This window comes from Limosilactobacillus viscerum, assembly GCF_947387525.1.
Lineage (GTDB): Bacteria > Bacillota > Bacilli > Lactobacillales > Lactobacillaceae > Limosilactobacillus > Limosilactobacillus viscerum.
On record NZ_CANDNW010000040.1, the window covers coordinates 1 to 12485 of the forward strand.

General features: G+C 44.9%; 13 protein-coding genes. 3 read left to right on the forward strand and 10 right to left on the reverse strand.

Features of this window, described 5'->3' with window-relative positions:
• Positions 1 to 293 precede the first annotated feature (293 nt).
• The 7 genes from QOS07_RS08640 to QOS07_RS08670 form a co-directional block, all read right to left on the reverse strand.
• A complete protein-coding gene (locus QOS07_RS08640) occupies positions 294 to 542 on the reverse strand; it encodes a YkuJ family protein (RefSeq protein WP_283588549.1) in 249 nt (82 codons plus the stop codon).
• A gap of 41 nt (positions 543 to 583) precedes the next feature.
• Positions 584 to 1612 (reverse strand): lysylphosphatidylglycerol synthase transmembrane domain-containing protein, encoded by a 1029-nt coding sequence (locus tag QOS07_RS08645; protein WP_283588550.1) that lies wholly within the window; start codon positions 1610 to 1612, stop codon positions 584 to 586.
• Entirely contained in the window at positions 1605 to 2639 is a 1035-nt protein-coding gene (locus QOS07_RS08650; protein WP_283588551.1) for a glycosyltransferase family 4 protein, read from the reverse strand. The genes QOS07_RS08645 and QOS07_RS08650 overlap by 8 nt, the downstream gene beginning before the upstream one ends.
• 2 nt (positions 2640 to 2641) lie before the next feature.
• Entirely contained in the window at positions 2642 to 3856 is a 1215-nt protein-coding gene (locus QOS07_RS08655; protein WP_283588552.1) for a glycosyltransferase family 4 protein, read from the reverse strand.
• A 203-nt stretch (positions 3857 to 4059) separates the two neighbouring features.
• Positions 4060 to 5793 carry a phosphoenolpyruvate--protein phosphotransferase gene (gene ptsP, locus QOS07_RS08660; RefSeq protein WP_283588553.1) on the reverse strand — a complete coding sequence of 578 codons (1734 nt, stop codon included), beginning with the start codon at positions 5791 to 5793 and terminating at the stop codon, positions 4060 to 4062.
• Positions 5793 to 6059 (reverse strand): phosphocarrier protein HPr, encoded by a 267-nt coding sequence (locus tag QOS07_RS08665; protein WP_283588554.1) that lies wholly within the window; start codon positions 6057 to 6059, stop codon positions 5793 to 5795. The genes ptsP and QOS07_RS08665 overlap by 1 nt, the downstream gene beginning before the upstream one ends.
• 118 nt (positions 6060 to 6177) lie before the next feature.
• Positions 6178 to 6363: a hypothetical protein gene (locus QOS07_RS08670; RefSeq protein ID WP_283588555.1), complete on the reverse strand. Its 186-nt coding sequence runs from the start codon at positions 6361 to 6363 to the stop codon at positions 6178 to 6180.
• 240 nt (positions 6364 to 6603) lie between these two features.
• Here QOS07_RS08670 and QOS07_RS08675 point away from each other — a divergent pair, with 240 nt between their 5' ends.
• Complete coding sequence (locus tag QOS07_RS08675) at positions 6604 to 8835, forward strand: ATP-dependent Clp protease ATP-binding subunit (protein ID WP_283588556.1); 2232 nt, start codon at positions 6604 to 6606, stop codon at positions 8833 to 8835.
• A 53-nt stretch (positions 8836 to 8888) separates the two neighbouring features.
• On the opposite strand, the gene QOS07_RS08680 is transcribed toward QOS07_RS08675, so the two are convergent.
• Positions 8889 to 9491, reverse strand: coding sequence for an ECF transporter S component (locus QOS07_RS08680; protein ID WP_283588557.1), 603 nt, complete (start codon positions 9489 to 9491; stop codon positions 8889 to 8891).
• Between the two features lie 135 nt (positions 9492 to 9626).
• Between QOS07_RS08680 and QOS07_RS08685 the strand changes: the two genes are divergently transcribed.
• Positions 9627 to 10346 carry a MucBP domain-containing protein gene (locus QOS07_RS08685; RefSeq protein ID WP_283588558.1) on the forward strand — a complete coding sequence of 240 codons (720 nt, stop codon included), beginning with the start codon at positions 9627 to 9629 and terminating at the stop codon, positions 10344 to 10346.
• Positions 10347 to 10472: 126 nt separating this feature from the next.
• On the opposite strand, the gene QOS07_RS08690 is transcribed toward QOS07_RS08685, so the two are convergent.
• Positions 10473 to 11591, reverse strand: a complete 1119-nt coding sequence (locus QOS07_RS08690) for an AI-2E family transporter (RefSeq protein WP_283588559.1) — start codon at positions 11589 to 11591, stop codon at positions 10473 to 10475.
• 225 nt (positions 11592 to 11816) lie between these two features.
• Between QOS07_RS08690 and QOS07_RS08695 the strand changes: the two genes are divergently transcribed.
• On the forward strand, positions 11817 to 12341 hold the full coding sequence (locus QOS07_RS08695; protein WP_326521333.1) for a hypothetical protein: 525 nt from the start codon (positions 11817 to 11819) through the stop codon (positions 12339 to 12341).
• Here QOS07_RS08695 and QOS07_RS08700 read toward each other — a convergent pair.
• On the reverse strand, positions 12306 to 12485 hold a 180-nt coding region (locus QOS07_RS08700), incomplete at its 5' end, for a hypothetical protein (RefSeq protein ID WP_283588560.1). The genes QOS07_RS08695 and QOS07_RS08700 overlap by 36 nt on opposite strands.

Sequence of the window (12485 nt, forward strand, 5' to 3'; positions counted from 1 at the left end):
AATCACCGAAGTGATCGAAGACCCTACACATTTGATTCGTCGAAACTTTGTTCAGTTTTCAAAGGTCTACCAAGCTGTCAATAAACAGCTCCTAAATTCTATCATCTCATCAAGTAACTGTCAAGAAGAAATTTTCTTAACTTATTAAGCTCTCACGAGACAACTTAATCATAATAACAGAGAAACAAATCTCTGTCAACAACTGTTTTGAAAGCTTTTTGTAATCACTTCGTAACAGCAAGTAATAATATACCAAGCATCAAACTCCACGTCAACACTTTTTTGCCAAAAAATTAAAAAGTATGCTGTAAATCATATAAGCAATCGTAAACCTCAATCGCAACTAAGTCGATATCATCAAAGCGGAAACGTTCTTGCGGCCGGAAGCGGACAAAAATAAAGTTATCATCCTCCCCCGTATATGTTACTTCACAAACAGGAATTCCGAACTGTTCAAAAGTTCTTTTCTGTCGTTTCCCAGTTTGATCGCGTTTCATTGCCTCTAATCTTCGAATGATCTGTACAAGTTGTGACTCACTCACCCAACATACCTCCTCAAATCAAAAAATGAGTAATGTCGCCACTACTCACCTTCAACATCACGTTTAATTTTATCCGGTTTAACAAACAATGCAACCATTCCTGCGATCATCCCGAAATAATACGTTAAGAGCCGCCAAAGAATCATTGCCAAAACCAGCTTGCTTCCAGAACCAATGAAACTGGCAAATAAAACAGAAAATGAATACTCGGCACCACCAGCACCACCTGGAATCGGAAACAGTGAAATGATCATAAAAATCAAAACGTGTAAACTAAGCACCATGATGAAGTTCATCCCATGGACACCCAGCGCAAGCATAATAAAGTACGGAATCGCATAGTAGAAAAAGAGCTGGAAAAGTGTAACTACACACACCTTTGCCATCTTTCGATACTCCTGCTTAATTCGGAGACTTTCTTGATAAAAGGAATCTACCTTCTCGTTTAACGTCACCCGCATCCGTTCATACCGTTCCGTCCTCATGAACCATCCACAAGGCCTAATCAAAATGTTCATTGCCCGCTTAGTGAAATTGTACCAATACATCACCAGCAACAATCCTAAGATTACTCCCAAGTGGATCATAAAACCTAGTATTACCAATAGCGATAACGCATGTAGTTTTTCAGCAATAAAGTGGAAGCCAATCAGTAGACTGATCAGAAAGTTAATCACAATCATTGCCTGGAAAACCACAAACTTCATTAACAAAACCGAGCTTGCCAGCCCACCATCAACACCACACTGCAGCATTGCTATTAATTGAGCTGGCTGTCCACCAGTTGAAAAAGGCGTAATCCCATTAAATAACTGCTCAATTGGAGGCAGCCGTAGCGCATCCTTCCAAGTAAAATCAGGATGACGATTATTCATGAATATCTTTACGACTACCCCTTCTAGTCCCAGGTATAAACAAATGCAGATTAAGGCAACCAGCATCCATCCCCAGTTCAGGGTAAAGAAATCTCGGACTAGAAGATGTAGGTTGACCGTTCGAAGGGAATAGATGATAATTCCGCCACCAATTAGCATCATTACCACCAGCGCAATCCAGTTTTTTCTACTCATTGTCAACCCCCTCCTGCACCTGCTCATGATAAAAGTCAAACCACACTTTTGCTAAGTGATCTTCTGAATAACGTTTTGAGGCAACACGCGCCTGTTTTTGCCAATGAGCTAACCGTGCTGGGTCATTTCTCAACAGCGTCAGTTTCTCCTGCATCTCTTCAACATCCTTCGCCGGTTCATAGTCACCCGCAATAATTGAATGATAGAGGTCAAGATCCCGTAACATCACCGGTGTCCCACAGCTAAACGCCTCAAGCACTGACATGGGGAAAAGCTCATTAAATGATGGCAGCAGAAAAAGGTCCGCCGCATTATTAAGCTGCGCAATTTCGTCCCGACTCACGATTCCAGTAAAAAGCAAGTTAGCTGGCGGATTGTCTACTACCCGCTTTAATTCACTGTAACCATCCGTTAACCGGCCAAAGGAAAAACCACCGGCCCACACAAATTGAACGTCCGGGTTTTGCCGCGCCAAACGGATAAAGTCTGGGACCCCCTTCCGCTCCTGGACCTGGCCACTGCCAAGGACAACAAACTTATCCTGCGGAAGGTTAAACTTGTCCCGGAGTTTTTGCCGCTCACCTTCATCAACCGGGTGAAAACGATTAGCATCCACGAAATTTGGAATATAGGTAATCTTGTTACGTGGGATCCCATATGCAACAAGTTTATCGATAAAGGATGGGTTAACTACAACCAGGTGGTCCATCCGTTTATAAAAGGCAATCACATAACGATAAAAAATCCCACGGAAAGGTTGTGGGATTTTTAAACTGCCTTCTAATGTTTCGGGCAAAAAATGGACATACCCCACTTTCCGTCCCCGCTTTCGTGAAAAAGTAGAGAAGTAAAATGGGAGGTCAATCGTGTGGTAGTGGCTGATGTCACTTTTACGATAGTGGTTTATTTCAACGTCAAACTCACCTGTAAAATGAGTTTTCAGCAGGTTAATCAACTCAAGATAGGCACTGCCGACCCCCTGGCCAGCAACCTTATCTGCTGACGAAAACATCGTAATCTTAATCATCACTAACTCCTTAACCGATGAAATAAGTGGTGGCGGTGCTGTAATTTAACTTCTTCCTCTGCCGTCATCTTATCCTGACAGTCACGGTAAAACGCAACTATCCGCTGTACAAATACCTCTGCAGAAATTGCATGCAATTTTTCCTGCCGTTTAGTATGAGACTCCTCAGTATCAGGATTGTTAAGGTAATGCAGTACGCCCTTTACTAAGTCCGCCCGCTTTTGAAAGCTCATCCCGATCGCTGGGTCATCAATTAATTCATCCGTATAGACACTGCGCATGACAACAATTGGCAAGTCTGAAGCCAGGGCCTCATCATAAGTTAAACCCTGTGATTCTGAATCAGACGCAGAGACAAAGACGTTGGCCATCTGGTAATAATGGTGAACTTCTTCGTTCTTAACTTCGCCAGCAAATTGAACATGGTCAGTAAGGTTAAGCTGGCGAACCTGTCTTTCCAGGGTCTTACGTGCCGGACCATCCCCAACAATTAACAGCTGGGCATCCGGCTTTCCAACAAGAATATCCGGCATGGCATCAATTAAGGCATGGATATTTTTTTCATAAGCCAGCCGACTTAGCGACAGCAGGACCGGCGTATCATCTTCATAACCATACTTAGCCCGCAACGCTGAAATTTCTTCCGGTGAATCTTGCTTCTGGTATACCCGTAAGTTAATTCCAGTTGGGATAATCCGAATCGGTACCTTAATACCATAAGAACGCAAAGTGTCGAGTACCCGCTTGCTTGGTGCTACTACCCCGTCCAGACTCTTCATATAGAGGCGAGCGTAAGTAGCCACGTTCTTTGGCTTAACGATATGGCCATTTGCAATGTAGTGCAGGTAGTCCTGGTACATCGTGTGGTAGGTGTGGAGGCACGGGATTTTAAGTTCACGTGCTACCGCCTTCCCAATCAGGCCAAGCGCAAATTCAGTTTGATTATGTACAACATCAAGCTGGAATTTCTTAGCAAGACGGATTGCCCGAAAGGCACCACGAACCGCAATCCGCCGGTCAGTAAAGGAAACAAACGGGATGCTAGGGAACCGATAAATGCCATTTTCAACGTCATCTTCTTTTGCCTTCGGGTCAGTCGTCGTAAAAATATAGACATTGTGTCCCTGAGCAGTCAATTCGTCACGAAGGGTTTTAATTGAGGTCGCCACTCCGCTCACCTGCGGAAAATATGTATCTGTAAAAAGACCAATATTCACACTAACTGCTCCAATCTTTCTTTATGCATAATGTCGCTAATTATACTAAATCCAGTTGTCTTTCGCAAAAGTCACATTTCTCCTATTGTAAAATTTTTCGGCAAACGCGACAAGCTTTTATTGGGAGATTTAAGCTTTCTTAAAGGTGAACTGCAACACTAAAAGCCACAACAAAAGTTATCATGTCGTGGCTTTCATGGTAATTATTCATCTTTTAAATCCGGAACAAATTCCCGTACTAACCTCGTTACTTCGGGAGCGGTTTTAGCGTCAAGCGCCCGGTGAACTAATGGCTGGAGTTTACGGGTATTGAGCTTCTTGATTAGCGCCCGGATATGCAAAATCTGGTTGCTATTCATCGAAAACTCGTCAAGCCCCATCGCCATTAACAGCGGCGTTGCCAGTGGATTACCTGCCATCTCGCCGCACATGCCAACCCATTTACCCTCTGCATGGGCCGCATCAATCACCCGTTTAACCGTCCGTAACACAGCTGGGTGCAATTCCTGATACAGGTAAGAAACCCTGGCATTTCCCCGGTCAGCCGCAAACAGGTACTGGATTAAATCATTGCTGCCGATGCTAAAGAAGTCCACTTCCTGGGCAAAGAGGTCCGCCATCATTGCAACAGATGGTACCTCAAGCATCATCCCGACCTCAATATTATCGGCCACTTGTACTCCTTCTGTAAGCAGCTTTTCCTTTTCATCATCAAGGATTGCCCGTGCCCGCCGGAATTCCTCAATCGTCGCCACCATCGGGAACATGATTGCCAGCCGTCCATAAACCGATGCACGCAGCATTGCCCGTAACTGGGGCCGCAGGATTTCTGGCTTAGCAAGACCAATCCGGATCGCCCGGAAGCCAAGGTAAGGGTTATTTTCTTCCGGCAAGGACATTAGGCCGAAACGTTTGTCACCACCAAGGTCGAGTGTCCTGGCCACTACCTGTTGTTCACTCATTACCGAAACAAAACGCTTATACGCAGCAAACTGTTCATCTTCTTCCGGCAATTTCGACTGGTTCATATAGAGGAATTCGGTCCGCAAAAGGCCAATCCCCTCGGCACCGTTATTACGAGCATCTTCCAGGTCATCAAGGGTTCCAGCATTGGCAGCCACTTCAAAATGGCGGCCATCAGCACTCACTGTCTGCTGGTCCCGAAGTGCACCCCATGAAGCCTGTTCACGGGCAAACCTACCAGCTAGCAAACGGTAGTGCTCTAGTTGGTCCTCAGTTGGATTTACCAAGACCTTACCGTGGATCCCATCAACGATTAGCAAATCCCCGTCGTGGATCTGCTTAGTGGCATTCCCCGTTCCTACAACTGCTGGGAGGGATAAGGTCCGGCTCATGATTGTAAAGTGCGACGTCCGACCACCGGTGTCAGTGACCAGGCCAGCCACATGGTGACGGTTAAACTGGGCCGTATCAGTTGGCGTTACATTCTTTGCAACAATAATTGCCCGGTGGTCCAGCTTCTTTGGATCCGGCAACGCAACGGAAAGAAGGTGACTGAGCAGTCGCTTCGCCACATCCTTCATGGCAGTTGCCCGGGCCTGCAAATAGTCATTATCGTTTTGATGTTCAAAAATATTCAGGTAGTGGTCTTCTACCTTTTTTACCGCCCATTCAGCGGTAAACTCATCCTTTTGAATTAGCTGTTTAATTTCATCAAACAGGGCTGGATCGCCTAACATCGCCAACTGAGTATCCACCACGGTCGCCGCATGTTGACCAAGTTGCTGGTGGGCCTGCTCACGAATGACTTGCAACTCTTGCTCGCTTAAAGCAAAAGAACCATGAAGCCGGTCGACCTCATGATTCTTATCATTCGTATACTGTTTTTGAACGGACAAATCTGACCCCACTAATAGGTAGGCAGGAGCAATTGCAATCCCATTGCTCGCCGCCAACCCATTGAGCAGTAAAGACATTAGTCAGTCAATCCTTCCTTCTTCATCGTTTCAGCAACAGCATCCAAAGCTTCCTTTTCGTCGTCACCGCTAGCAGTGATCGTAACGTTAGCGTTTTGGCCAACACCGAGTGACATAACACCCATGATGGACTTCAGGTTGACGCTCTTGCCTTCGTATGAAAGGGTAACGTCAGATGAGAACTTTGATGCAGCTTGTACCAAAATGGTAGCTGGACGTGCATGAATACCTGTTTCAGCAGTAATAGTAAAATCGCGTTTTTCCATTTTTAATCAGTCTCCTTCGAGCAGATTTACTTTTATCAGTGACTAGTTTACCACTGATACACCTCGATAGATACATTTTAGCAATTGTAAGCGGTAAATACAAGACGAAGCAAAGTACTTATCTTTTAATTAAACGATAGATAACCTTACCGCCAATATTAGCCTTTCCCTCAATTTGTGTCCGGTATGGGTAAGCATGGTAGACACGCTGGAAGGCTTGGAAGTTTTCCGGGGTAATCTCAAATTGGTCGATCTTCCCCGTTCGTAAGTCATCGAGTTGCTGCTCAAAATCATTTTCCGGCATTAATAAAACCTCCAATCCACTTTCTGTTCCTATTATACACAATTACGATCATCATTTTAGCAATCATTATCAAAGAGTGCTAAAATTTAGTTGTTGGCCCGGTGATGGGCAAATTTACTTTTTTTATTAAGCCGAGTCAGATGGCTTGCGTCGTAATAAAAAGTAAGTATAATATAATCAAAGGTCAAGAATGGTCAAACATTTTTTGACGAAACACTATTCAGGGAGGTACTCAACTACATGCTATGTCAAAACTGCCATAAGAACCCTGCTACGATTCATTTACAAATGAATATTAACGGACAGCTGGTCCAAGTCGACCTCTGCCAAGAATGCTATCAAAAATTACAAGGCTTACAAAATAATCTGTTTAATGGAGGTAACGGTATGAACAACTTCAACTTCGGAAGCTTCGAAGACTTAATGAATGCCATGAACAACATGCAAGGCCAAGCTGCCGGTGCCAATGGTCAAAACCCAGGAGCACAAGCGCAACGAGGCGGCGGTCGTCGTGGCGGCAAGGGAATCCTTGGTCAATACGGGATTAACTTAACCGAAATGGCCCGTCAAGGTAAGATTGACCCGGTTATTGGTCGGGACAACGAAATCAAGCGGGTAATCGAAATCCTTAACCGGCGGACTAAGAACAACCCGGTATTAATTGGTGAAGCCGGTGTTGGTAAGACCGCCGTTGTTGAAGGTCTTGCCCAAGCAATTGTTTCTGGTGAAGTTCCAGAAAAGCTGGCTAACAAGGAAATTATCCGGCTTGATGTCGTTTCACTGGTTCAAGGTACTGGTATCCGTGGTCAATTCGAACAACGGATGCAACAGTTAATGAAGGAAGTTCAGAAGAACGACAACATTATCCTCTTCATCGATGAAATTCACGAAATCATGGGTGCCGGTAATGCTGAAGGCGGTATGGATGCCGGTAACGTTTTGAAGCCAGCACTTGCCCGTGGTGACTTCCAATTAATTGGTGCAACGACCTTAAACGAATACCGGAAGATTGAAAAGGATGCCGCACTTGCACGGCGGTTCCAACCAGTTCAAGTTGACGAACCATCCGTTGAAGAAACCATCAAGATCTTGAACGGAATTAAGGGTCGTTACCAAGATTACCACCACGTTAAGTACACGGATGACGCCATTGTTGCAGCGGCCAAGCTTTCTGACCGTTACATCCAAGACCGGTTCCTGCCCGACAAGGCGATCGACCTCTTGGATGAAGCTGGTTCACGGAAGAACCTGACCCTGAAGACGGCTGATCCAAACATGATTGAAAATGAAATCCACACGGCAGAAGCCCACAAGCAACAAGCCGTTGATAACCAAGACTACGAAAAGGCTGCCTTCTACCGGGACCAAGTTACCCGCTTGGAAAAGGTAAAGAAGGACGCTGAAGAAAACCACACTGAGGAATCGGCAACGGTTACTGACAAGGACATGCAAAAGATTGTCGAAGAAAAGACCAATATTCCTGTTGGTGACCTTCAACAACAAGAAGAAAACCAGTTGCGGGACCTTGATAAGAAGCTGGAAGCACACGTAATTGGTCAAGATGAAGCCGTTGACAAGGTTGCCCGGGCAATCCGTCGTAACCGGATCGGTCTGAATAAGTCTGGTCGGCCAATTGGCTCCTTCCTCTTCGTTGGTCCAACTGGTGTTGGTAAGACCGAAACTGCTAAGCAATTGGCAAAGCAACTCTTTGGTTCAAAGGATGCCATGATCCGGTTCGATATGTCTGAATACATGGACAAGACCTCTACTTCCAAGCTGATTGGGGCTGCTCCTGGTTACGTTGGTTATGAAGAAGCCGGTCAATTGACTGAACAAGTTCGTCGTCACCCTTACAGCTTGATCCTGCTGGACGAAGTTGAAAAGGCGCACCCGGATGTTATGCACATGTTCTTACAAATTCTTGATGATGGTCGCCTGACCGATTCACAAGGCCGGACCGTCAGCTTCAAGGATACGATCATCATCATGACTTCTAACGCCGGTACTGGTGATGCAGTTGCAAGTGTTGGTTTTGGTGCTGAAGCTTCTGGTTCTACCCACTCCATCCTTGACAAGTTAACGAACTACTTCAAGCCAGAATTCCTTAACCGCTTTGATGACATTGTTCAATTCAACGCGCTTACTAAGGACGACTTGATGAAGATTGTGGACCTGATGATCAATGATGTTAACGGTATGCTGGCTGACAAGAACCTGCACATCGATGTTCCAGAAGATGTCGATGAGAAGCTGGTCGACCTTGGTTACGATCCAAAGATGGGGGCCCGTCCACTTCGCCGGGTTATCCAGGAACAAATTGAAGACCGGATTGCCGACTACGTTCTCGACCACAGCGACGTTAAGAACCTTGCAGCTAAGTTAAATGACGATGGCAACATCACCGTTGTTGCTGCCGCTGGCAACCAGGAACCAGCTACAACAACAAACGACAGTGAAGATAGTGATAAGTAAATAAAAATGAGCTCCCGCCTCTTTTGGGCGTTGGAGCTCATTTTTTGTTTAAATTACATTGCTGCAAGACGTCGGTGAACCTCAGAAACGGGGTAAGCAATTAGCGGTACCGCAATCGCTGCAAAGATAAGTTCAGCCGTTCCGTTCGTTGCCATAATTGCTTCTAGGGCCGGCAGCAAGTGGTCAACATTAACACCATAGGCCTGGGCAACAGCTGGCGTCCGGTAAAAGAGGTAGATGAAGCCAAGGACAAGTACCGTATTAGTTAGGCTGCCGGCAATTCCCGCAATGGTCATTGCCAACTTTTTCCGCTGTGTCCACCGACTGATCCACCGGTAAAGGTAACCAGCAACCACCCCAATTAAAATCCGTGGTACAACCGAAACAAGTGGGTTGACCATTACCAGCGGAGCGATTGGGCTTGATGGTGCGACGAACGCCCGAACCCAGGTCAATAGTCCCCAGGTACCACCGATAATTGCGCCGTCAACCGGGCCCAAAACAACGGCCGCTACAATTACCGTCACGTGCATCGTGGTAATACTTAAAGGCCCCAGTGGGATATTCCCGAGGAAGGGCACGAAGTCTTGCAAAATGATAATAGCAATAAAAATTGACCGGATCGTATTTCGCCGAATCTGCTGACGACGTTTCATAAGGGGCCTCCTGCTGTTTAATGCACTAATTTTACCAAAAGCACCTGTGTTTCGCCACTTTATTTGTCCCCTCCGCGCTGGTTTAAAAATGAGTTATAATACAATTAATAGTAAATATCGTGACGGGGTGGAAATATGCTAGAGCATTTTAAGACTGGTAACCCGATTTGGGTTTATTATATCGACATTGATACTGGAGAAAATTTGATGGTTCCCCAGCTTTTGCGCGGCATTAGTGGGTGCAAGTACCACGTTGATAAAAAGGACTTCCCACGGTACCGTTTTATAAAATTAGAAGGTCCGGCTGAGGGAACGTTTGATATGCAGCGGAAGGATGTCAAGTTGTATTACCGTAAGGACAACTGGCAGGAAGTTGAAGATGTCGACCTCTACCTCCAACTTGACCAGCAAATTACAGTTTATGACCGGGTGAATGGGATGCCCGTCAACGAACCATTGCTGTCCGGGATTGTTGTCAAAGCTTTCCACCGGGTAAATACCGCTGATGGCGAAACATGGTATGAACTCGGCGCTGACCAGTGGGTTAAGTATGACGGAATGCGGGTAGTTAATAATCCTTATAATGATGATGAAGAAGACCACCACTCTACCCTCGCCGACCAGCTGACAATCCTGCCACTCAAAAACGTTCAGGGAACAATTGACTACTTGCCAAATAAGGAAGTCGATGTCTACGATGCACCGTATGGCAAGAAGGTAAGTTCCATCCCCGACGGTAAGCGAATTAACATTACCGGCAAGTTGAATGATAATGGTGAAATTACTTGGTACCAGATTGGCGAAAAGCAGTTCATTACCGGTAACTATGTGATCGTTGATGATGAAGACGAGTAGCGGTAGTAGAAATCATAATTACTTAATAAGGGTCCGTGACAAAGCCAAATGTCACGGACCCTTATTTTCAATATTACAGAGATATTGTGTGACACAACATATAAGCGATGTGGCACAGCTCCCTCCCTACTGTTTTTCACCTTTTACCGGGTGCTCAATCCGGTAGATATCAAAAATGTACTCACAAATTGTTTTGACAACCGCGTAGGCCGGAATACAGAGGATCATTCCCGCAATACCGGCAATATGCCCCGCTGCCAACAATAATAGGATAATCGTCAACGGGTGAATCTGCAGGCTCTTACCAATAATATTCGGGTAAATCACGTTCCCATCAATCTGTTGCACAATCAGAACCACAATAATAACTGGAATTAACTTCTTCGGTGCCATTGTCAATGAGACAAACAGAGCGGGTGCAATCCCAATGTAAGGCCCAATGTACGGAATAATGTTACAAAGACCGGCAACAATCCCCAATACCAACGCCATTGGCTGGTGAATTAAAAGGTAGCCAAGAGTGGTAAAGACGCCGACAAACAAACATTCAATTACCTGCCCCGCAATATAGGAGGACAAGGTATCGTTCATCTTACCGAGTAGTTGGTCAACTTCCTTGGCATGGTGCGGTGACAGCCAGCGCTGGATGCTTGGTGCCAGTTTTGACCCATCCTTTAGCATATAGAACAGCATTACCGGGACCGTAATCGTCACAACGGTAATATTAGTAACGGCGTTAACAATATCACCAACCCGGGAAGACAGGCCCTTTAATATCACTTGCGCATACTTCGCTAACTGGTGGTCAAACTGCCGGTAATATGAGGACATGTCGACATTCTTTAGCGGTGAATGCTGGATAGTATCATTTAACAGCTTTTGCAGACCACTAACGGTTTGCGGCATGTGGGTAACGAGGGTTGTAACTTCCTTAATTACCGGTGGAATCAGTGCGGTTAACGTTCCAGCAATAATCAAAATTAACAGGAGGACCAGGAGTAAGCTTGCAACTCCCCGGTTAAAGTGAAACCGGCCAATCCGTAATTTCATCATTAATTTTAAGATTGGATTTAACATGTAATATAGGAAACCCGATAAAATTAATGGAACAAAGACAACAGAAATAAAGGTAAAAAATGGTTGGAAGATAAACTGAATCTTGGTGCAAACCAGGATTAGCGTGGCAACCAATAGCAATAATATCGGCCAAAAAAGCCAGTGGTAATACTTTTCCTTCAAGAGCATTCCTCATTTCTACAGATATAACTACCCTAATATAGTACGGCTTTTTAAGAAAAAAGGCTAGCTGACACTCGCTACTTAATAGACGTTTGTTACAAAAAATGGTTAATTTTGAAATTAATTGTCATTTTATTGACTAAAAGGTTACATAAATATTTCAAACGTGTTACACTATAAACATTGAAAGAGAACAACAATGTACAAAAACATTGCGGAAGGGGTGCTATTATGATGAAATTAAATAAAAAGTTATTAAATAGTCCATTAGTTGTATTACTTGCTTTAGGTTTAGGCGGTTGCGCTACGAATAGTGCAACGACTACCCATAAGACACACGAAGCTTCAAGCGCAAAGGTTGTTAAGCAAAGCAGTCATAAGAAGGCTGAAAGCAAGTCTACTAGCGAACAATCACAATCATCCGCTACTAGCACTTCAAAGAGCAGTACTTCGACGAAGAGTGCAAATGCTGCTGCCACTGCTAAGAGTTCCAGCACTAGTACTAGTACTTCTAATGCCAACAACAATGTTACTGCTCCAGCAAAGGCCGCTAACCAAAGCAGTACTGTAAAGCAAAACCAAGAAAAGCAACTTGGCCTGGGTGATGTTGCTACTTGGACTGACTCTGAAGGTGTTACCCACCATGTCGATAGTGACGGAATGGACCGTTACACCGCTAAGGGCAGTTCACAAGTACAATACCAAGACTTCTCAGGTAGTTTACCAAGTGACGCTGTTATCAGCCACCAAAACTAAGTGACCATTAATAGCATTCCGCAAAAGACCGTTGGGGTTCGCTCCAGCAGTTTTTTGTTTTAAATTAGGCAGATTGCAATAAATAACTTGAACAAATTTAGTGACGCAAATTAAGCAAAAAGACTTCAATTGGTGTTCGCCAGT

Excerpts from the sequence above, each read along its gene's own strand:
- QOS07_RS08645 (WP_283588550.1), bottom strand. The coding sequence starts at position 1,612 with ATGAGTAGAAAAAACTGGATTGCGCTGGTGGTAATGATGCTAATTGGT.
- QOS07_RS08650 (WP_283588551.1), bottom strand. The coding sequence starts at position 2,639 with ATGATTAAGATTACGATGTTTTCGTCAGCAGATAAGGTTGCTGGCCAG.
- ptsP (WP_283588553.1), bottom strand. The coding sequence starts at position 5,793 with ATGTCTTTACTGCTCAATGGGTTGGCGGCGAGCAATGGGATTGCAATT.
- QOS07_RS08665 (WP_283588554.1), bottom strand. The coding sequence starts at position 6,059 with ATGGAAAAACGCGATTTTACTATTACTGCTGAAACAGGTATTCATGCA.
- QOS07_RS08670 (WP_283588555.1), bottom strand. The coding sequence starts at position 6,363 with ATGCCGGAAAATGATTTTGAGCAGCAACTCGATGACTTACGAACGGGG.
- QOS07_RS08675 (WP_283588556.1), top strand. The coding sequence starts at position 6,604 with ATGCTATGTCAAAACTGCCATAAGAACCCTGCTACGATTCATTTACAA.
- QOS07_RS08680 (WP_283588557.1), bottom strand. The coding sequence starts at position 9,491 with ATGAAACGTCGTCAGCAGATTCGGCGAAATACGATCCGGTCAATTTTT.
- QOS07_RS08685 (WP_283588558.1), top strand. The coding sequence starts at position 9,627 with ATGCTAGAGCATTTTAAGACTGGTAACCCGATTTGGGTTTATTATATC.
- QOS07_RS08690 (WP_283588559.1), bottom strand. The coding sequence starts at position 11,591 with ATGCTCTTGAAGGAAAAGTATTACCACTGGCTTTTTTGGCCGATATTA.
- QOS07_RS08695 (WP_326521333.1), top strand. The coding sequence starts at position 11,817 with ATGATGAAATTAAATAAAAAGTTATTAAATAGTCCATTAGTTGTATTA.